Origin of the sequence: Gillisella vitis (assembly GCF_021559775.1) — a bacterium.
In the GTDB taxonomy this organism is placed as follows: Bacteria; Pseudomonadota; Alphaproteobacteria; order Rhizobiales; family Rhizobiaceae; genus Allorhizobium; species Allorhizobium ampelinum.
In genome coordinates this window covers 1,695,355-1,715,475 of sequence record NZ_CP056047.1, presented here as the reverse complement: position 1 = coordinate 1,715,475, position 20,121 = coordinate 1,695,355, and the positions used below count along the sequence as shown (strand labels likewise).

Sequence of the window (20,121 nt, the reverse complement as noted above, 5' to 3'; positions counted from 1 at the left end):
GGCACGGTAGGAAGGCAAACTTGTATGAAGCTGTCGGTCTTCGTTTCACTTGCCTGTGCGGTTGAAACCGAGAAGGTTTATGCGGGACCGTATGCAACCAATAGCGAGCTACAGCTTACCTTTGAGCATTTCCAGGAAAATTGGAAACTGGTTTTGGCACCCGGAAATGGGCAAAAACAAAGAGCGTTGCTGCGATTCCATGAAAATCAGAAACGCCCTCGTGTACCAAATATGGTGCACGAGGGCGTGTTGTAAAAACCGGTAGGCTGTGGCGAATTATATTTATGCGGCAACCGCCGCTTTTGCCGTTGCCAGTTTGCGTTCGGCGCGTTCCTGCTGGGGCGAGCGATTGTAGAATTCGCGGTAGCATTTGGAAAAATGCGAGGCGGAGACAAAGCCGCAGGCGACGGCGACTTCCACCACTGGCATCGAGGATTGCACCAGCAGATGCCGGGCACGGTCAAGGCGGATTTCCAGATAATAGCGCGCCGGTGAGCGGCCCATTTCCTGGCGGAACAGCCGTTCGATCTGGCGGCGTGACAGATCCACCTTGTCGGCGATATCAAGCAGGGACAAGGGCTCGGCCAGACTTGCCTCCATCAATTCGATGATCTGCAAGACCTTGTTGTTCTGCACGCCAAGGCGGGCGCGCAGCGGCAGGCGCTGGCGGTCTCCGGCAGCCCGGACCCGGTCGGTCAGATGTTGTTCACAGACCCGGTTGACGAGGCCCTCGCCAAAATCCTGACCGATCAGGTTGAGCATCATGTCGAGCGAAGCGGTACCGCCCGCGCAGGTATAGAGATTGCTGTCGACTTCATAGAGATCGGCATAGACCTCGGCCTGGGGAAAGGCTTCCGAAAAGCCCGGCAGGTTTTCCCAGTGGATCGCGCAGCGCTTGCCGTTCAAAAGTCCGGCCTGGGCCAGCACGTGGGCGCCCGTGCAAAGGCTGCCGACCGCGACGTTGCGGTTATAGGCTTCCCGCAGCCAGGCGTTGACGGATTTGTTGTTGAACTCCTCGACAAACACGCCGGAACAGACAATCGCCATATTGGGCCGGTTTTCACCGGCCAGGAAACGGCGCTCATCGGCAAGCGACGAATCGACCTCGATGCTGATGCCCGACGAAGACGACACCTTGTTGCCGTCGACTGAACAGAGCCGCCACTCATAAGCCGCATAGCCCAGCATCCTGTTGGCAATGCGCAATGTTTCGATGGCGCCCGCAAACGGCAATAGCGTGAAATTCGGGACAAGAAAAAAGACGATATTGCGTTTTTTAACAGGCGTTTTGCTCATGATGCCACCGTGCTGAGGAGATCTGCTAGAATTGACAGTTTTTAATTCCGCCAATAGCTCAAAAACGACAATAGCACGATAGAAACCGACGACAACAATTTGACATCATTATTGCCGGACCATTTGTGGGTGTTTCATCAGCAGAGTATCATTGGGCATGACGAGCATGCGAAAGCATCAGCCGATTGAAAAAACACGATATTTTGATTAACGGCCCTCGGAAACAAGGCATGAAACAGCTGTTTTAAGCCGTTTAAACCATGTCGCGACGGGTCTGCCACGTGTCGTGTGCAGGCCAGCCAAGATCCTTGCGCATATCGAAAGGGGCTTCTGCCAGCGCCTTTTCCATGGCGCGGTGTTGCCGCCAGGATTCTAGCTGACTGAACCACGTGGCAATGGCATGAAAAGCCGACTCGGCGAGGATAATACTGCTGGTAAACAGCCGCGAAGGGCTGGAATGAGAAATGTAGGCCATGGAAAGTTCCTTTCGTTGATCTCGCCTAAGAACTTTCTGGTCCTGAGGCGGCAGAGACATCATCTGCCGTATTCATTGATCAATAAAGCGAATGTTTGTGATCTATCGCATCGCATATTGTGATCGGTTTGCTGTCCGGCCGTTCCGGCACGACGATGCCCACATCCGCCCGCAGGTATTCAGGCAAGCCATTAAGATGAGCCATCGCCTTTTCACGTGCCTGGCGTAGATGGCGTCTCTCCCGCCAGCGATGAAAGGCCAGCCAGAGCCGCAACATGGGTGGAACGCGGCGGGGTGTTGTTTCGAAGACCATGCTTTTCACTCCTCCTGATGCCGAACGGCTTTGTTGCAAACAGTGTCAGGTGGAATTGACATTCAATCAAACGAAACGATATGATCTTTATGTTGAGAAAAATTGATGGTTGTCCAATGACCCTTTCCCAGTCTCCCTCCATGCCTTCCACCGTTCTGGCAGCGGCCAGTTTGCCGCTTCTGGATAATGACGTGCTGCGCACCTTCGTGGCGATTTCCGAGGTCGGCAGTTTTACGGCTGCCGCAGACATGGTGTTTCGCACCCCCTCGGCGGTATCGATGCAGATCAAGAAGCTGGAGGATCAACTGGGCGTCTCGCTGTTTCGCCGTGATGCCCGTTCCGTCACGTTGACGCCGCATGGGGCTTTGCTGCTCAGCTATGCCAAGCGCATCCTCGCCCTGAACAATGAGGCGGTGGCACGGTTTTTGGCGCCCGAGATGAATGGTGTGGTGCGGCTGGGATCACCTGATGATATCGGCGAACTGGTCCTGCCCGGTATTCTCACTCATCTGGCGCGCACATGGCCGCATCTGGCCATCGAGGTGACGATTGCCGGTTCTGTGGAGCTGCGCAAGGCGGTGAATGAGAAGCGGCTGGACGTAACACTGTTCAATTTCTTAAACGGCATCGCCGCCGATCCCACCATGACAGTGATGAGCGAAAAGCTGGTCTGGGCTGGAAAAAAACACGGTCAGGCCCATCTGAAAACGCCGCTGCCGCTGTCTGTCTGGGATGAGAGCTGTGTGTGGCGCAAGCGCGCCATGACCGAATTGACCCGCCGGGGCAAGGAATTCCGCATCGCCTATTTCTGCGGTCACCACGTCGGGCAATATGCGGCGATCCGTGCCGATATCGCCGTCGCGCCGCTTGCCCGCTTCCTGTTGCAGGAGGATATGGTGGAACTGACCGAGCGTGATGGATTGCCGGATCTTGGCAGTTACGAGGTCGGTCTTGCCTTGTGTGAAGATGCCTCGCCGCCGGTCAAGGCTGTTGCCGATTACGTGCGTTGCGTGCTGGGAAATCGCGGCTGTGTCGACACAGCGGTGGCCGCCTGACCGGATAAAGGCAATTTGGCGACGGGGCTTGGAACCGCCTTGTCCGATCTCTACATCCTGGATGCCGCCCAAAAAGGGTCTATGCAAAGGAGATGGCAGATGAATATGCCGGTCTTGTCCGCTACGAGTGAAGGTGTCGTTGCCAGCCGTCGTTCGCCGGTGCGGGTGATTGCTGATCTGATCCGCAATCCGCTGGATGCCCTGCCGCCGCAGATTTATGATCATAAGCTGGTCTATTCGCAGTTTGGCGATGAGGTGCGGCTGCATGTGATGGACCCTGAACTGATCCATGAGGCTCTGGTCAAAAATGCAGCGGTGCTTGGCAAGGGTGAAGACGTTCGCCGTGCGCTGGGTCCGGCCTTAGGGCAGGGGTTGTTGACGGCTGATGGCGCCCATTGGAAATGGCAGCGCCAATCGGTTGCCGCCGGTTTTCAATGGGAAAAGCTGAGAGGCTTCCTGCCGGCGATGGTTGCCGCAGCCGAACGCCGCCGTGATTCCTGGCAGGCTGGCGAGACCGTCGATATCGGTCATGAGATGATGCAGACCACATTCGACATCATTGTCGAGACGATGATGACAGGGCGCGACCGGATTGATGTCGCTCGGGTCGAGCAGAGCGTTACCGATTATCTCGAACCGACGGGCTGGATGTTTGCACTTGGTATGCTGAAGGCGCCGGAATGGGTACCCTATCCCGGCAAGGGAAAGGCAAGCCGCGCCGTGGACTATTTGCGGTCCGCCATGGCCACGATGATTGCCGAGCGGCGCGCTGAAGGCGTGGAACGTGCCGACCTGATCTCGATGTTGCTATCGGCTCACGATCCGGAAACAGACCGCGAAATGAACGATGAGCAGATCATCGACAACCTGCTGACCTTTATTTCCGCGGGGCATGAAACCACCGCCCTTGGGCTTGCCTGGACATTCCATCTGCTGGCTAAGCATCCGGCTATCGAGCAAAAGCTACTGGACGAGTTGGACCGTGTGGTGGGAGATGGTCCGGTTCTGGCCGAGCATGTCGAGAAATTGACCTATACCAAACAGGTTTTCAACGAAGCCATGCGGCTCTATCCGCCAGCGCCGGTCATCACCCGGACCGCGAACGAGGCGTTTACGTTGGGCCAACACCATATCCAGGCGGGTACGATATTGCTGGTGCCAATCCATGCCGTTCATCGCCATAGCCTGATCTGGGACAGGCCGGAGGTGTTCGATCCAGACCGTTTTGCGCCCGAAGCGGTTAAGGCACGGCATCGCTACGCCTTCATGCCGTTTGGGGCAGGGCCGCGCATCTGTATCGGCAGTGCTTTTGCAACCATGGAGGCCGTTGCCATTCTGGCGGTGCTGGCCAAGACTTTTCGTCTGCGCAACAAGAGCGAGGCGACCCCGGAGCCGACGATGCGCATTACCCTGCGACCGAAGAAAAAACTGATCATGGAGATTGAGAACCGGCGGGAGGACGTGCCGGTTTCAGGCTGAACCAGAGTTCTCTTTGCTACCAGATGCCTTTGGTGAGGCCCGTCCACAGCCAGCGCCAGAGGGTCGGCGGAAAATAGAGCGCCGACGGCCCGGTCGGCGTGATAGGGCTCAGCTTGCCTTCCAGAGCATCGCCAACCGCCTGGCAGGTGATGGGAAGGGCTGCTGCCGTCAACAGCATCGGATAGGTGGAGATGAAATCGCCGGAGCTAGGCTGCGCACGCACCTGGTAGAGGACCGCGCCTGTATCGGTGCCCTGATCGACCAGATGCACCGTTGCGCCGAAACTGCCGCGATCGCCTTTTGCCAGCGCCCAGTAGCCGCCCATCTGACCGCGATAGGCGGGATTGATGCCAGCATGAAGATTAAGCACGGGGCAGGGCATGCTGGCCAGAACTTTTGCCGTCATCAGCCGGGTGCTGACCAACAGGATCACACCGGGAGAGAGCTGTTGGATCGCCTCCTGCGCCTCGGGACTGTTGATGCTGCGCACCGTGGTCACTGGGATCTGCGGATTGAAATGGGGATCGGCTGCAAAATCCTGACAGATTGTTTCTGTGCGTTTTTGGGCTGCTCGGCGCATGAATTTGCCTGCGGCCATGGTGGCGAGCTGGCCAAGCGCAGCCACGGTTCCAACCCGCCGTTGACGGCGTCGAAAAATCTCCGCCTTGCTTTCCTGTTCTTCCAAGAGGACCTGCACGTCGCCGAAACGGGCGTGCAGCGCGTTGACCACCATCCACGGGTTCGGCCCCCCGGCGGTCATCACCAGAATTGCGCCTTTGCCCTGCTGCTGCCCCATGATCAATCCCCTCAAGCGCTGCTTTAGCCCATGTTATTTATGTGCTCGCGAGCAATCTGAACCAAACTTTCATAAGTGCGGATATCATGCGGCGTAAATGTTTGGTTAAAAACGCTGAAATCTTTGGGTGCGAATGAACTTTTTTCGAGTTGCCGCGTTCATGCCAATGCGAGGCACCTGTGGTGCCCGATTATCATAATAGGGGTTTATCCAATATGAACACGAAAAAGCTCGCTGCCGTTGCTGCTCTCTTTGTTGCCGCTGCCGCATTGTCGTCATGCGGTAACACGATCCGTGGTATGGGCAAAGATACAGCCAATACCGTGAATGCCACGCAGTCGGCGGGCAATAATGTCGCCAAGGCTGCTAAATAACGCAACCTAACAGCAGTTTTGCTTCACGCCCTTCAAGGGATGAAGCAAAGCTGCTTCGGGAAAGGGAAGAGGAGTTAGGTCCATGTCCATGCATCTGGTTGCCAAAGTGAGTGCTGCTTATATTCTGGCGGTTGTCGTTTCGGCCGCTGGGCATGTCGCCTTCCAGGGTCCGCCGATTCAATTTGCGGGCCAAACTCAGGAAGTGGGCATTCTGACCGCTTCCGCCCAGCAGTAAGAGTGGCGTCAACGGCGGGATACAGCTAGCTTTTTTGCTCTATTCCCTCGTGAACCTTGCGTATTGGCGTCCGTGCCAGAAGACGGACCAGAAGGGTCGCGCTTTCAAATATTTGATGTGAGAGTTCACTTTTGAGATTTTGCTCGGAAAACGCACTCCGTTTGAAAATAGTCGTTTGGCTTTTTGCGATCCTGTCCCCGCTTGTTATTTCTCCAGAGCGTGCTGAGGCAGAAGAACAGAATTGTCGTGACCAGACGGAAAACGGCTTTTCTTATCGTGTCTGTCGATTTGATCCCGCCACGCGCACAATTCGCATCTTCAACCGCAATGCTGACGGAGATGTCTATGGTGGGTTCGAGGCATTGCGAAGCCAGCTTTGGCAGCAAAGACTGATCCTCACATTTGCCGTCAATGGCGGTATGTATCACTCCGATCTCAGTCCCGTTGGCCTGTTCGTAGACTATGGCGTGACGCGCAAGCCAACCGAAACCGCCGATGGCTGGGGCAATTTTTACCTGAAGCCGAATGGCGTGTTTTTTCTTAAAGACGGTCATGCTGGTGTGCTTGAGACCGGGCAATTCGAAACCCAGAATATTGAAGCGGATTTCGCCACTCAATCCGGCCCGATGCTGGTCATCGATGGTGTTCTGCACCCGAAGTTTCTCCCCACCAGCGACAGTTTGAAAATCCGCAATGGTGTCGGTATCGACGCCAGCGGACAGGTGGTGTTTGTTTTGAGCAAAGACCCTGTGCGTTTCTACGATATGGCCGCGTTCTTTCGCGACCGGTTGGGCGCGGCCAATGCGCTTTATCTGGACGGGACGATTTCAAGCCTTGCCGAGCCTATGGGTGGCCGGATCGACCGGTCCTATCCGCTTGGGCCGATCATTGCGGTGGTAGAGCAGCGCCCCAACTGAGGCATCTGGATGTTGTGACTCGTCAGTCCATATCCTGCTTGAACGAGCCCTGTCGTATCGGCAGGGCTGGTACATCGATGTGATCTGGTTCCAAGCCAGCCTTTTCCCGTTCTACCATCAGTTCGAAAGCATGTTCCAGATGGCGGGTGAACCGTCGCGTGTCGAAGAGCGGTGCGCGCAGCCGGTTGTTAGCAATCGTCTGCCTGAGTGCGGCAAGCCGGGGCCGGTCCTGCGCCAGGTCTGCGGCTAGGCGCACCATGTCGTCTGGCGTCTCCGCCACCAGTTGCCGAACGCCGAGCGCGGTCAGCAGGCTTTCTGACACCCTTGAGGCGAAATTGTTGCCCTTGAAGGTGATGACCGGCAGGCCCGCCCATAGCTTGTCCGAGGTCGTGGTGTGGCCGTTATAGGGATAGGTATCGAGACCGAGATCAGCCGCCTGCATTCGGGCAATATGCGGCGCGTAACTTTCGGCGCCAGTGAAATAAAGGCGTGAACGTTCGATTCCGCACCCGGTCATGAATGCGGTCAGGCGGTCGCGCTGTTCGCGCCCGGCGCAGAGAACCCACAGAATAGATGAGGGAATGGCGTCCAGCATCCTTGCCCAGAGACGCGCGGTTTGCGGAGATATCTTGCGAACCATATTGAAGGAGGCCAGCACGAAGGCATCTTCCGGCAGATCGAGCAGGGAGCGGGATGTGGCCGGTGGGTGCGGGCGATAGCGGTTGTCGTTTGCCTGATAGGTTTCCGGCAATCGACACAGCCTCTCGTGATAATGGGGTTTGGATGAGTCCGGCGTAACGATCAGGTCGGAGATGACATAATCGCAATCGATCCCATAGGCGGAGCCGGGAAAACCGAGATAGGCGACCTGCAAGCGGGCAAGGCCACTATTGATCAGATCGGCGCGGACATCTTTGGTATGGCCTTTGAGATCGACCAGAATATCAAGGTCAAAGCTGCGGATGAAATCGCGTGCCGTACCATCGTCCATGCGCAGGATGTCGTGAAGATTGGGGTAGGTCTGCCGCAGGCCACGATCCAGCCCTCTGATATCCTCTGGCGTGTGACAGAACAGGTGGATCTCGAAGCGGGCGGCGTCGTGACCGAGCAGAACACTTTGCAACAGCCGCATGGTTGGATGCTGGTCGGAAAAATCCGACGAAAGGTAGCCGACCCGGATTTTTTCTCCGAAGCGATGGGGTAGGCTGCGGCGTGCCTGGCGCGATTGCTCCGTAAACGGCTTTCCGCTGGCCATCCGGGTTTGTCGGCCATTGATCGCCTCGTCGTCACACCACAGCATGTGCTGGTAGGGATCGTCGATGTTGAAAAATGCCGGATTGGTGCCCTCTCGCATCGCGGCCAGCAGCGCGTGGTCGCTGGCTTCGATTTCCTCGAGGCACAATTGTCCTCGCAGCAGCCGCCGATAGGTTCTCTGCTCTTCCGGGTCGAGCGATGCGAGGTGTTGGGATTCGAGATTTTGGGATTCGAGATTTTGGGATTCTGGCACTTTGCGGATCAGGGAAAGCGCCTGCTCCCCCTGATCAATCTGCATATACAAACGCGCGGCCATCAGGAGAAACATCCGGCGATTTTGCGGCTGCACATCCGCCACCCGGGCGTAAAGCTCGGCGGCCTGGAGTTTTTCCTCCAGCTTTGCATGGCATTGCGCCGCCACCAGCAGCATATTGGCGTCCGGTGGACGTTTTTTCAAAAGCGGATGCAGGCGGTCGAGGCAGGCGCGCAGATCGCCCTGCTTATAGGCCTGCAAAGCCTGGATGAAGGCCGGGGACGGACCCACGCTCACAGCGCTGATTTCGGATAGGCACGCTCCAGGCCGCCGGAGCGTGTCAGCCCCTGGCGAAAGGCTAGGTAGGCGCCATGCTGGCTGGACCTGGCAATTTCCATCAAGCGGATCTGCATCCGGGCCGGGCAGCTATTGCCAAGCCATTCGCCACAGCGCTCCAGCTTCAGGGAGTTGAGGAAGCGTTGACCGGCGGATTGTTCCAGATAGGCGAACAGGCCTTCGGCAAAGGTCTCGTCCTGCTTGGGGTTTTCCAGCATCAGGGCCAGGAAGGCCTTGTCGTCATCAGAGAATCCACCCAGCTTCATGGCGACGGTGTCTCGGTCGGTAACGGCGGTGGCGGACATGATGAAGGTCTCCTGCTGTCTTGGCTTTTGCCCGGCGTGTCTGTTGTGAGTCTCTGCCAATATTATCTGCATTGGTTCTTAAACAATCGTCGCTGGAGCAGAGCTTGCGATTTTATCAACCGAATAATTCGCGGCATTGTTTGGTGATCGACCATTTGACTCCGTTGAGCCTTGCGTGAGGCTTGCGGTCGGCTTCATCCGCTGGTTGACACAGGTGCCGCAACGTTTGACGGTAGGATATCGCTGTTCTTCAAAGGCGAACCAAATGCGGCAAAGCTTTGCGGATATTGTATAATTACCCATTTCGAGTCTGAGCTGGGAAAATTGTCTGAGAGCTGATCCCGCCTGAATGCTATTTTCTGCAATGGGGGCTTGTCATGGGGCCCGCATTTTTCCGGAGTGTTTCTATGGCCGAACTGACTATCTGCATGCCCAGCCATCGCCCGCTCGACGGTTCGCGCGCTGCTATCAACAGTGCGCTTGCTTTTTGCGAGGCGCGGGACGCCCTGCTGGTGGTCAGCGACAATTCCGGCGATGCCGCCAAAAAAGCCTATTTGCAAGACCTTTCTCCCCGATTGACCTATGTGGCAAGCGAGGCACAAACGGCCTTCGCCAATATGTTCAACGCTGTCGAGGCAGCCTCCACGCCCTTCATCATGCCGATGGGCGATGATGACGAGATCCTTGCGGAAGCGGATCAGGCACCTTTCGATCTCGATGATCTGCCCTTCGATTACGTTGGCGTGCTGCCGGTAACCGAAAGCTTCCTCCAGCGATCCGAAACTGGTTCGGTTCAGGCCTTTGCCCTGGAAGAGTATGACCCCGGCGAAAGAATGCTCGCCTATCTGCAGAACAGCCCGACCAACAATGGCGGTTTCTATTCCATCCTGCGCCGCGAAGTCTGGCTTGCGACAATGGATCTGTTTCTGCGCTCCCATCCGACCAAGGCAGCGACATGCGATTGGGCCATTGCACTATCCCTGTTTGCGACTGGAAAAATGGCGCATGATCCGTCGATCCGCTATCGTTACAATGCCGCAAAATGGGCTGAAAAGGCGCAGATCGATGCGGAACGCAAGGTTATGTTGCTTGAAGCCGGACTGCCGGAGAGTGCGGTTCATTATGAAATGCTTCTGCTATTTCTCGATGTTTTCGTGCTGATCAACCGGGTCGGCTCGCCGCTTTCCATCGATGAGCGCCAGCGTCTGGGCAAATTCACGGTCAACCGGTTTCTGGGCAGCTTTATCCAGCAGGTGGCTGATTCTCCTGAACTTTATGCCGAAGGCGTCACGGGTCTGGCGGAAATGGCGCTGGAAGAAACCGATAGTTTCACCCAATTCCAGATCGCCATGCTGATGGCCGAGCGGCTGCAACCGGGTCTCAAGGACAAATACGTTGCCTTCATTCAAGCTTCTATTGCTGGAGCGTAATAGCTGGCGATAGCAATGCTGACCCATGCGATTCTGAATTGAAGAACATGGCGGCAAGGCAGTGGGTTGATGTCTTGCTTGCCGCCAGGATTGCTTATTCCGCTGCTAGCGCCGGTTGGACGCTGTGCGCAGGTGAGACCATGGCCGAAAGGATGATCGAGAGGTCGATGGTGCCGATCTGGTGACCCGCTTTATCGGTCACTTGCGCCTCTGTGACGCCTTGCTCGACCATGGCCCGGGCCGCCGCCTCCAGAGTCGTGCGGGCGGTGAGCTTGAACTGGCCGGACTGGCTGTCCGCCGGGACCATAACCGTGCCGATGCGGATCACCCGGCCACGATTGACCTCGCGCACGAAGGCGGAGATGTAATCGTCCGCTGGACGCAGCACGATATCCTGACCGCTGCCCTGCTGCACCACCTCGCCATCGCGCAGAATGGCGATCTTGTCGCCCAGACGCAAAGCCTCATCCAGATCGTGGGTGATGAACACCACGGTCTTTTGCAATTCCTGCTGCAAGTCGATCAGCATGGTTTGCATATCGACCCGGATCAGCGGGTCCAGCGCGGAATAGGCCTCGTCCATCAAGAGGATATCGGCATCAGTTGCGAGGGCCCGCGCCAGGCCGACACGCTGCTGCATGCCACCGGAAAGTTGGTTCGGGTAATGATTCTCAAAGCCGGAAAGCCCGACCCGCTCGATCCAGTAATGCCCCTTGGCAAGACTTTCCTGCCGTGGCATGCCCTGAATATCGAGGCCGTAGAGGACGTTTTCCATCACGGTTCGATGTGGCAGCAGGCCGAACTTCTGAAAGACCATCGCGGTTTTCCGGCGCCGGAAATCACGCAGTTGCGCAGGCGACATGGCGCATATATCGGTTCCATCATAGAGCACTTCGCCCGCTGTCGGTTCGATCAACCGGTTGATATGGCGGATCAGCGTGGATTTGCCGGAGCCGGAAAGCCCCATCACCACGGTGATCTCACCACCGGGCATGTCGATGCTGATGTCGCGCAGGCCGAGCACATGGTGATGCCTGTCATTCAACTCGGCCTTGGTGATGCCCTGGCGTACGGCGTCGATATGGGTTTTCTCATCGGGGCCGAAAATCTTGTAGAGATTGCGGATGTCTATGCCGTGACTAGCCATGCAGCACCTGTGTATGTTTCTGGAGGCGTTTGCCATAGGCTTGGCTTGCCCTGTCGAAAATGATGGCGATTGCCACAAGGGCAAAGCCGTTGAGCAGGCCGATGGTGAAGAACTGGTTGGTGATGGCCTGCAGGACATTCTTGCCGAGCCCGCCAACACCGATCATTGAGGCGATGACCACCATGGCCAGCGACATCATGATCGTCTGGTTGATGCCCGCCATGATGTTGGGCAGCGCCAGCGGGATCTGCACATTGAACAGTTTCTGGCGCTCCGACGACCCGAAAGCATCCGCCGCTTCGATGGCTTCGCGGCTGACAAGGCGGATACCGAGATTGGTGAGCCGGATAATCGGCGCGATGGCATAGATCACCACTGCGATCAGGCCCGGCACCTTGCCGATCCCGAAAATCATCACAACAGGGATCAGATAGACGAAACTCGGCATCGTCTGCATTACGTCGAGCACCGGGTTTAAGGTCGATTGGGCGCGGTCGGACCGCGCCATCCAGATACCCAAGGGAATGCCGATGACGACGGCGCAGAGCGTGCAAACGGTCACCATGGCAAGCGTTATCATGGTATCCTGCCAGAGACCGGCCATGCCGATCAAAACCATGGCAAGAGCCGTGCCGAGCGTAATGCGCCAATTGCGGCTGACGCCATAGACAATAGCGGCCAGTGCGATGATCATCACGATCCAGGGCGTATCAACGAACAGCGCCTGAAGCCAGTTCAGGAACCATTGCAGCGGCAGGGTCAATCCGTCGAGGAAATCGCCATAGGAGCGGACGAACGTCTTGAAGCCGGTATCGACGGTCTTCTTGAAACTCCGCATCAGAGTGTCATCGACCGCCGGAAACTGGCAGAGGAGGGTGGGGATATAGCTACAGATAGCGGATGCCATATGTGCTCCTTATCGTGCGGATCAAAGCCAATGCCGATGTGTTCGGCTTTATCGATGCGGCTTGATCATTGTATTGCGGGGGGGCGGTGGCATGGCCAAGCCGCTGCGCACATGACGTTAGAGACATGTCTATCGTCATGTGCGAGTGATTGAATTCATCACGGATGAGAGATCGCGGAAAGGCAGGCTTCCGGGCTGTGTCAAAGAGCGGCCTTGACCTTTTCAGCGACGTCAGGTGAGACCCACTGTGTCCAGACATCGGGATAGGTCTTCAGGAAATATTCAGCCGCATCGGCATTGTCCGCCTGGTTTTCGCTCATCCAGGCCAGAACCTTGCCAATGGTTTCATTGTCCCACTGGCGTTTGCCGACATAGTCCATCGTCACACCTGCCTTCTCGGCAAAGTTCTTGGTGACGACACTATAGACATCCGTGACCGGATAATCGTTGACACGGGGATCGGCACAATCGACAACCGAGGTGCAGCGGTCCCATTCGGCCTTGTCGAAGGGAGTATCCATGCCAAGCTTGACCATATCATATTTGCCGAGAATGGCGGTCGGCGCCCAATAATAGCCAAGCCATCCCTGCTTCTTTTCAATGGCATTGGCAATCGAGCCGTCCAGCGCGGCAGACGAGCCGCTGTCGACAAGCTGGAAGCCTGCATCGTCACCCTTTAGCGCCTTGTAGATATTCTCCGTGGTGACCTGGCAGGCCCAACCGGATGGGCAATTGGTAACAGCGCCCTTGGACGGATCTTCCGGGGCGGGAAAAAGCTCGGGATGTTTCAGCGCGTCCTGGACAGTCTTGATGTCGGGATGCTCATCGGTGATATATTTCGGAACCCACCAACCCTCAACGCCGCCATCCTTCAGAATGCGTGCGGCTTTGAGCAGGCGACCGTCCTTGACGGCTTCCGCCAGCGGCTTTTGAATCGTATTGACCCAAAGCTCAGGGGCCAGATCCGGCTCGCCCTTTTCATTCATTGAGGTGAATGTTGGCATGGTGTCACCAGTCACCAGATTGACGGAACAACCATAACCGCTTTCCAGAATGATCTTGTCGACATTGGCCGCGACGCCGGCTGAGGCCCAGTTCATTTCCGCAATGGAGACCGAGCCGCAATCGGCAGCTTCGGCAGAACCGGCCATGCCATACAATCCGGCGGCGAGTATCGTGGAAACGATCAATGTCCTCATATCGTGGAGTTCTCCGTTTTATTGGCGCATGTTTAGCGCATGGGCGTGATTGTTTCACGCATGACAGCCGATCCCGGCCGCATATTTCGCAACCCGGGTCGGGCATATTGGATGGAAGGACCGCTCGTCGGCGAGCCTGGCGGATTATGAAGTCCGGTCCAGTCCCAAGGCAGTCCTTGTCTGTTTACGACAACGACAAGGGTAGGGTCTTGGCCGTATAAATCAACCACCTTACAGCTTTTTGTTCGAATAAATGTCGCATAAAAGCCACTAAGCATCGTGCAAACGCACATGCTTTCATGGGTAAATCCGAGCGCTCCCACATCCTGATGAACCCCCAATGGATTGAAAAAAGGCAGGAATCCGGCGCTGTCAATCATACCGGTTCCCGCTGGCTTTGTATCCTTTTCAGGAAAAACTGTGGAAAAGCCAATCTTTGACCGCCATTGCCTTCCGGCGGGCCGCAGGCCATACCACAAACCATCGACATGAGATCTGGTAGAAAGACGCGCCGCCCATTCTGAACATGGCTGCGCTTTGAACCAAATTGCAGGAGCTGGCAAACGTCATGACACGGATGGTTATGCTCCAGGGTACCGGCTCGGATGTCGGCAAGACGGTGCTGGTGGCCGGCCTTTGCCGCTTGGCGAGGCTGCATGGACGCGTCGTGCGTCCGTTCAAGCCGCAGAACATGTCCAACAATGCCGCCGTGGCTGATGATGGCGGGGAAATCGGCAGGGCGCAATGGCTCCAGGCGCTGGCCTGTGGCGTGCCATCTTCGGTGCATATGAACCCGGTTTTGCTGAAACCACAAAGCGAGACCGGCAGCCAGATCATCGTACAAGGCCGGGTTTTCGGCCAAGCGAAGGGCCGCGATTACCAGCGGCTGAAACCGCAATTGCTGGGTGCTGTGCTTGATAGTTTTGAGCAGATGAAGGCCGGTGCCGATCTGGTGATTGTCGAGGGAGCGGGGTCGCCAGCCGAGATCAATCTGAGGGCTGGAGACATCGCCAATATGGGCTTTGCCACGCGCGCCAATGTGCCGGTGGTGTTGGTTGGCGATATTGACCGCGGCGGGGTAATCGCCTCGCTGGTCGGCACCCATGCCATCCTGCCGGAGGAAGACCGGCGGATGATTTCTGGCTATATCATCAACAAGTTCCGGGGTGACCAGAGCCTGTTTGCCGACGGAATCGGAGCCATTACCCAATATACCGGCTGGCCGAGTTTCGGCATTGTGCCCTGGTTGAAGGCCGCTGGCCGCTTGCCGCCGGAAGACAGTGTGGCGCTGGAGCGACTGAGCCGCAGTTCGACGGGCGCTTTGAAGATCGCCGTGCCGGTTCTGTCGCGTATTGCCAATTTTGATGATTTCGATCCGCTGGCCTCGGAACCTTCCGTTGATCTGGTCTATGTGCGTCCCGGCGAACCCTTGCCCACCGATGCGGCCCTGGTGATTCTGCCGGGGTCCAAGGCAACGATTGGCGATCTGGCGGATCTGCGCGCGCAGGGATGGGACAAGGACCTTGCCCTGCATCGTCGGCGTGGCGGGCGGATCATTGGCATTTGCGGGGGCTATCAAATGCTGGGCAACAGCGTTGCCGATCCGCTGGGGCTGGAAGGTGCGCCTTGCCGCGTCGAAGGCCTTGGTCTGCTTGAGATCGACACAGAGATGGCACCAGAAAAGACCGTCCGCAATAGTGCGGCCCATTCGCTGGAATACGACACGGCCCTGAGTGGCTATGAAATTCACCTCGGCCAGACCGATGGCCCGGATTGCCAGCGTCCTGCCCTGACGATCCGTGGTCGCGCCGATGGGGCGATTTCTGCTGATGGTAAGGTGATGGGCACCTATCTGCATGGGCTGTTTGGCAATGACGAATACCGGGCTGCGCTGCTGCAAAGCTTCGGGATCAGCAATGGTACAGTAAATTACCGGCAAAGCGTCGAACAGGCGTTGGACGATCTGGCTCGTGAGCTTGAAAGCGTGCTGGACAAGGCTTGGCTGGACCAGTTGATCGGCTGATCACTGTTCAGGTTCAAGTGGTGTGCGGCGGCGGTTCAACGCATCGGCTATCATCCAGACGCACAGCGCCCAGGCACCGCCGACCGTCCAGCCCGCGATGATATCCGTTGGCCAATGCACGCCGAGAAACACCCGGCTAACCCCGATCAGCAGCGTCAGGAACAGGCCAGCACCAAAGGTGAAATAGCGCAATTGCCATGTCGGCTGAGCGCGGGCCAGCATGGCGCCAAGCGTCAGATAGGTAATGGCCGACATCATGGCATGGCCGCTTGGAAAGCTCATGGTTTGCACGGTGACCAGATGCGGCACGACATCGGGCCGGGCGCGCGAAAACAGCAGTTTCAGACCAGATTCGGCTAAGGCTCCGAGCGAAATCGCCAGCCCGACAATCACGGCATTGCGGGTTTTGCCCGCAGCAAGCAGATAGAACATCGTCAACACGGTGACGAGGGTAATCACCGTGAAGCCGCCAAGGCTGGTAATGTCGCGCACTGAATTGACCAGCCAGGGCGGGCCGATGGTCAGGCCGGGATCGTCCTTGATCCGGAGCGCCAGCAATATGGCGCGATCGAAGGCATGGCTCTCCTGCTCGAAAACGTCTTCTGCGATTTTTGCAAACAGCAACCCAAGACCGGCCAATACGGTCAGACTGGCGAGAAGGCGCGGCTCAATCCGGTCGCGCAGACGTTCAGGCAGAAATTTCAAGGCGTGCTCCGGGTTTGGTCGTCCGCTTTTCGTTTCAGTAGATAATGCGGCAGATGCCTTTCACCAAGAGGCGTTTACGGATGCAATAACAACACCATGCATTGGCCGCCTTCCCGAAGGGCCGATGCATGCGGTGGCCGCACGATCAAGGCCCCGGCCTCGGCGAAAATCCGCATCATCGAGGAATCTTGCTTCGGAAAGGTCGTCACCCAAAGCCCATCCGCTGAATCGACCCGCAATTGGGCGCGCAGGTAGTCCTGTCGCTGATCGTTGGCAGCAAGTGCAGTTGCCGTGCGGGCGTGTCTGAGGCGCTGCGGCAAAGCGCGATGGCCAAGCTTGGCGATTAGCGGTTCGAGAAACAGCAGGCTACAGACCATGCTGGAGACGGGATTGCCGGGCAGGCCGAGCACATGCATCGGTCCGAGCTTGCCCACCATCAGCGGTTTGCCGGGACGCATGGCGATTTTCCAGAAATCCAGCACCATGCCCGCATCAGTAAGCGCTGCCTGCACCAGGTCGTGATCGCCGACAGATGCGCCACCGGTCGTCACCAGCACATCCGCGCCTGCCGCCTCTGCTTTGCGGATGGCAGTGACGATGGCGTCATGATCATCAGGCACGATGCCGAGATCCAGAACATCGGCGCCCAGATTTTCGGCAAGGGCGGCAATGGCAAATGTATTCGAGGCAATGATCTGGGTTGGCCCCGGCGCAGTACCAGGCGTAACCAGCTCGTCGCCAGTGGCGAGAAGGGCGATCAGCGGCTTGCGATAGACCAGGGCATTTGCATGATTGCCGCTTGCGGCCAGCATCAGCTTGGCAAAATCCAAAGCCTTACCTGCCGGAATCAAAACCGTGCCTTCAGCAAAATCCTGGCCGCGAGGCCGGATATGGCGTCCTTGCACAGCGGCGAATGTGGTGCGGATACGAAGGCTCTTTTCCGCCGGTTCCGTATCTTCCTGAATGAGGACGCTATCGGCGCCCTCTGGCACCGGGGCGCCGGTAAAGATCCGCACGCATTGACCGGCGCCCACCCTGCCATCAAAGCCGTGTCCTGCCGCCGATTGGCCGACCACGGACAATTCACTCCCCGGCGAGAGGGCATCTTCGGCCCGCAGCGCATAGCCGTCCATGGCCGAGGCATCGAAAGGCGGCTGCGTCAGCCGAGCTGCCATATCCTCTGCGAGAATGCGATTGCGGGCCTGGCGGAGCGGCAGAATTTCGGTGTCCTGCACCGGGGTTGCAGACGCCAGCAGTCTGGCTTGAGCCTCTTCCACGGGTAGCAGCGCCATTATCCGGCCTCCGGATGACGAAACGGGCCGGATTTTCCGCCGGTCTTTTCAACCACCCGAATTCCGCCGATCTCCATGGTCTTGTCGGCAGCTTTTGCCATGTCGTAAATCGTCAGGCAGGCAACCGAAACGGCAGTCAGCGCTTCCATCTCGACGCCGGTTTTACCGGTTAGTTTGACGGTTGCTGTGACGCGCAGGCCGGGCAGGGTGGTGTCCTCGGTGATGTCGACACTGACCTTGGTCAACATCAATGGATGACAGAGAGGGATCAGGTCTGCCGTGCGCTTGGCGGCCATGATACCGGCCAGCCGTGCCGTGCCGATCACGTCGCCCTTCTTGGCATTGCCGTCGCGGATCAACACCAGCGTTGCCGGCGCCATGCGGATATGACCCTCGGCTATAGCGACCCGCACGGTCTCGACCTTGTCGCCGACATCGACCATATGCGCTTCGCCCGCAGCACCGATATGGGTCAGGCCGCTCATTCGGCGGCTATGCGGTCGGACGCACCGGTCAACAAGGCCTTGGTTGCGCCAGTCACATCGTCCTTGCGCATCAGGCTTTCACCAACCAGGAAGGTGTTGATGCCGGATTTTTGCAGGCGAAGACAGTCTTCGTGAGTGAAAATTCCGCTTTCGCCGACCAGCAACCGGTCAGCAGGCACCATTGCGGCCAGCCTCTCGCTGACGGCAAGATCGACCTCGAACGTGCGCAGATTGCGATTGTTGATGCCGACGAGCGGTGAGGCGAGTTTCAGCGCCCGCAGCATTTCCTCTTCATCATGCACCTCAATCAGCACGTCCATGCCAAGCGCCAGGGCTTCCCCTTCCAGATCGGCGGCCTCAGAATCTGACAGGGACGCCATGATCAGCAGGATGCAATCTGCGCCCCAGGCACGCGCTTCATGCACCTGATAGGCCTCGAACATGAAATCCTTGCGCAGCGCTGGAAGTGTGCAGGCCGCGCGGGCTGCGACCAGAAAATCCGGTGCACCTTGAAAGCTTGGAGCGTCGGTCAGCACGGACAGACAGGCAGCCCCGCCCGCTTCATAGGCGCTAGCCAGCGCCGGTGGGTCAAAATCGGGACGGATCAGACCTTTGGACGGGCTGGCTTTCTTGATTTCGGCAATCAGTCCGAAATTGCCAGCTGCCTGCTTTGCCCGCAATGCCTTGTAGAAGCCACGTGCCGGTGGCTGGTCGGCGGCGCGGGCCTTGATCTCGTCCAGCGGTACGGCATTCTTGGCTGCCGCGATTTCCTCGCGCTTATAGGCTTCGATTTTCTTCAGGATGTCACTCATGCCGAATGTCCTCCATTGGAGACGGTAATCAATGTCTCCAGCCGTTTCAGGGCAGCGCCGCTGTCCAGCGATTGCGCGCCGAGCGCCATGCCGTCTGCCAGTGTGTTGGCTTTTCCGGCAATGACCAGGGCCGCGGCGGCATTGCAGAGCGCCACGTCGCGATAGGCATTTTTCTCACCTTCAAGAACAGCGCGCAAGGCCTTGGCATTATATTCGCCGTCGCCACCCTTCAGGGCGGCTAGCTCAACCTGTGCCACGCCAAAATCACCGGGCGTCAGCTCAAAGCTACGGATCTTGCCCTGTTCGAGCGCCGCCACCTGCGTCGTTCCGGTCGTGGTGATTTCATCAAGGCCATTGCCATGCACAACCCAGATGCTCTCACTGCCCAGGTCACGCAGGGTCTCGGCCAGCGGTATCACCCATTCAGGCGCATAGACTCCGAGCAACTGTTTTTTAACGCCAGCCGGATTGGCGAGCGGTCCCAGAAGGTTGAAAATGGTGCGGGTGCCAAGCTCCACTCTCGCCGGGCCGACATGGCGCATGGCAGAGTGATGCAGCTGCGCAAACATGAAGCCGACGCCAGCCTCCGATATGCAGCGGCCTATGACGGATGGATCGATATCCAACTTGACGCCGAGGGCAGTCAGACTATCAGCCGCACCGGATTTTGAACTCAGCGCCTTGTTGCCGTGCTTGGCGACCGGAACACCGGCACCTGCAACAATCAGGGCGGCCAGCGTCGAGATATTATAGGTGCCGGTTCCATCTCCGCCCGTTCCGACGATGTCGATGGAATCTGTGGGTGCGATGACCGGCAGCATCTTTTGGCGCATGACGGTAACGGCGCCAACAATCTCCGGCACGGTTTCACCGCGCATGCGCAGGGCAATCAGGAAGCCGCCAATCTGGGCAGGCGTTGCCTCTCCCGACATCAGGATGTTGAAGGCGTCCGCCGCCTCATCCCGTGTCAGTGCTTGCCCGCTGGCGACCTTTGCGATGAATGGCTTCAGCCCGTTCATATGCTTCGCCCTCC

Annotated in this window: 22 protein-coding genes; 8 read left to right on the top strand and 14 right to left on the bottom strand. The window is 57.7% G+C overall.

The annotated features are described in order from the left end of the window. Positions 1–24 precede the first annotated feature (24 nt). Entirely contained in the window at positions 25–255 is a 231-nt protein-coding gene (locus tag AVCG78_RS08165; RefSeq protein ID WP_071205024.1) for a hypothetical protein, read from the top strand. A gap of 27 nt (positions 256–282) precedes the next feature. On the opposite strand, the gene AVCG78_RS08160 is transcribed toward AVCG78_RS08165, so the two are convergent. From AVCG78_RS08160 to AVCG78_RS08150, 3 genes are all read right to left on the bottom strand, one after another. After that, positions 283–1,296 (bottom strand): GlxA family transcriptional regulator, encoded by a 1,014-nt coding sequence (locus tag AVCG78_RS08160; protein ID WP_015916280.1) that lies wholly within the window; start codon positions 1,294–1,296, stop codon positions 283–285. A 253-nt stretch (positions 1,297–1,549) separates the two neighbouring features. Then, a complete protein-coding gene (locus AVCG78_RS08155; RefSeq protein WP_071205023.1) occupies positions 1,550–1,771 on the bottom strand; it encodes a hypothetical protein in 222 nt (73 codons plus the stop codon). Positions 1,772–1,850: 79 nt separating this feature from the next. After that, positions 1,851–2,084 (bottom strand): hypothetical protein, encoded by a 234-nt coding sequence (locus tag AVCG78_RS08150; RefSeq protein WP_071205022.1) that lies wholly within the window; start codon positions 2,082–2,084, stop codon positions 1,851–1,853. A 116-nt stretch (positions 2,085–2,200) separates the two neighbouring features. On the opposite strand from AVCG78_RS08150, the gene AVCG78_RS08145 reads away from it, so the two are divergent. Then, on the top strand, positions 2,201–3,139 hold the full coding sequence (locus AVCG78_RS08145) for a LysR family transcriptional regulator (RefSeq protein WP_071205021.1): 939 nt from the start codon (positions 2,201–2,203) through the stop codon (positions 3,137–3,139). A 99-nt stretch (positions 3,140–3,238) separates the two neighbouring features. Beyond that, on the top strand, positions 3,239–4,618 hold the full coding sequence (locus AVCG78_RS08140) for a cytochrome P450 (protein WP_156583017.1): 1,380 nt from the start codon (positions 3,239–3,241) through the stop codon (positions 4,616–4,618). A gap of 16 nt (positions 4,619–4,634) precedes the next feature. Here AVCG78_RS08140 and AVCG78_RS08135 read toward each other — a convergent pair whose 3' ends face one another. Further along, positions 4,635–5,414, bottom strand: a complete 780-nt coding sequence (locus AVCG78_RS08135; protein ID WP_071205019.1) for a formyl transferase — start codon at positions 5,412–5,414, stop codon at positions 4,635–4,637. 215 nt (positions 5,415–5,629) lie between these two features. Between AVCG78_RS08135 and AVCG78_RS08130 the strand changes: the two genes are divergently transcribed. The 3 genes from AVCG78_RS08130 (at position 5,630) to AVCG78_RS08120 (ending at position 6,940) form a co-directional block, all read left to right on the top strand. Further along, entirely contained in the window at positions 5,630–5,788 is a 159-nt protein-coding gene (locus AVCG78_RS08130; RefSeq protein WP_070165145.1) for an entericidin domain-containing protein, read from the top strand. Positions 5,789–5,870: 82 nt separating this feature from the next. Further along, positions 5,871–6,023 (top strand): hypothetical protein, encoded by a 153-nt coding sequence (locus AVCG78_RS08125; RefSeq protein WP_156538118.1) that lies wholly within the window; start codon positions 5,871–5,873, stop codon positions 6,021–6,023. A 161-nt stretch (positions 6,024–6,184) separates the two neighbouring features. Beyond that, a complete protein-coding gene (locus AVCG78_RS08120) occupies positions 6,185–6,940 on the top strand; it encodes a phosphodiester glycosidase family protein (RefSeq protein WP_197434937.1) in 756 nt (251 codons plus the stop codon). Positions 6,941–6,962: 22 nt separating this feature from the next. Here AVCG78_RS08120 and AVCG78_RS08115 read toward each other — a convergent pair whose 3' ends face one another. Together AVCG78_RS08115 and AVCG78_RS08110 are read right to left on the bottom strand one after the other, a co-directional pair. Further along, a complete protein-coding gene (locus AVCG78_RS08115; protein ID WP_139191452.1) occupies positions 6,963–8,744 on the bottom strand; it encodes an O-linked N-acetylglucosamine transferase, SPINDLY family protein in 1,782 nt (593 codons plus the stop codon). Continuing rightward, the gene (locus AVCG78_RS08110) at positions 8,741–9,088 is read right to left on the bottom strand and encodes a hypothetical protein (protein ID WP_071205017.1); all 348 of its coding nucleotides are present in this window, start codon (positions 9,086–9,088) and stop codon (positions 8,741–8,743) included. The genes AVCG78_RS08115 and AVCG78_RS08110 overlap by 4 nt, the downstream gene beginning before the upstream one ends. 407 nt (positions 9,089–9,495) lie before the next feature. Between AVCG78_RS08110 and AVCG78_RS08105 the strand changes: the two genes are divergently transcribed. Then, positions 9,496–10,518, top strand: a complete 1,023-nt coding sequence (locus AVCG78_RS08105) for a glycosyltransferase family 2 protein (protein ID WP_071205016.1) — start codon at positions 9,496–9,498, stop codon at positions 10,516–10,518. Between the two features lie 94 nt (positions 10,519–10,612). On the opposite strand, the gene AVCG78_RS08100 is transcribed toward AVCG78_RS08105, so the two are convergent. From AVCG78_RS08100 to AVCG78_RS08090, 3 genes are all read right to left on the bottom strand, one after another. Further along, entirely contained in the window at positions 10,613–11,665 is a 1,053-nt protein-coding gene (locus AVCG78_RS08100; protein WP_071205015.1) for a quaternary amine ABC transporter ATP-binding protein, read from the bottom strand. After that, on the bottom strand, positions 11,658–12,572 hold the full coding sequence (locus AVCG78_RS08095; protein WP_071205013.1) for an ABC transporter permease: 915 nt from the start codon (positions 12,570–12,572) through the stop codon (positions 11,658–11,660). The genes AVCG78_RS08100 and AVCG78_RS08095 overlap by 8 nt, the downstream gene beginning before the upstream one ends. A gap of 200 nt (positions 12,573–12,772) precedes the next feature. Further along, positions 12,773–13,771, bottom strand: a complete 999-nt coding sequence (locus AVCG78_RS08090; RefSeq protein WP_071205012.1) for an ABC transporter substrate-binding protein — start codon at positions 13,769–13,771, stop codon at positions 12,773–12,775. A gap of 568 nt (positions 13,772–14,339) precedes the next feature. Between AVCG78_RS08090 and AVCG78_RS08085 the strand changes: the two genes are divergently transcribed. Next, positions 14,340–15,794 carry a cobyric acid synthase gene (locus AVCG78_RS08085; RefSeq protein ID WP_071584622.1) on the top strand — a complete coding sequence of 485 codons (1,455 nt, stop codon included), beginning with the start codon at positions 14,340–14,342 and terminating at the stop codon, positions 15,792–15,794. Here the strand turns inward: AVCG78_RS08085 and AVCG78_RS08080 are convergent, their stop codons facing one another. The 5 genes from AVCG78_RS08080 to trpD form a co-directional block, all read right to left on the bottom strand. Further along, positions 15,795–16,499 (bottom strand): phosphatase PAP2 family protein, encoded by a 705-nt coding sequence (locus AVCG78_RS08080; RefSeq protein ID WP_234665101.1) that lies wholly within the window; start codon positions 16,497–16,499, stop codon positions 15,795–15,797. It lies immediately after the preceding gene. Between the two features lie 74 nt (positions 16,500–16,573). Then, entirely contained in the window at positions 16,574–17,791 is a 1,218-nt protein-coding gene (locus AVCG78_RS08075; RefSeq protein ID WP_071205008.1) for a molybdopterin molybdotransferase MoeA, read from the bottom strand. Then, a complete protein-coding gene (moaC, locus tag AVCG78_RS08070) occupies positions 17,791–18,276 on the bottom strand; it encodes a cyclic pyranopterin monophosphate synthase MoaC (RefSeq protein WP_071205006.1) in 486 nt (161 codons plus the stop codon). Before moaC ends, AVCG78_RS08075 begins: the two co-directional genes overlap by 1 nt. Next, positions 18,273–19,088, bottom strand: coding sequence for an indole-3-glycerol phosphate synthase TrpC (gene trpC / locus AVCG78_RS08065; RefSeq protein WP_071205004.1), 816 nt, complete (start codon positions 19,086–19,088; stop codon positions 18,273–18,275). Before trpC ends, moaC begins: the two co-directional genes overlap by 4 nt. Then, positions 19,085–20,107 (bottom strand): anthranilate phosphoribosyltransferase, encoded by a 1,023-nt coding sequence (gene trpD / locus AVCG78_RS08060; RefSeq protein ID WP_015916262.1) that lies wholly within the window; start codon positions 20,105–20,107, stop codon positions 19,085–19,087. Before trpD ends, trpC begins: the two co-directional genes overlap by 4 nt. Between the last annotated feature and the right edge of the window lie 14 nt (positions 20,108–20,121).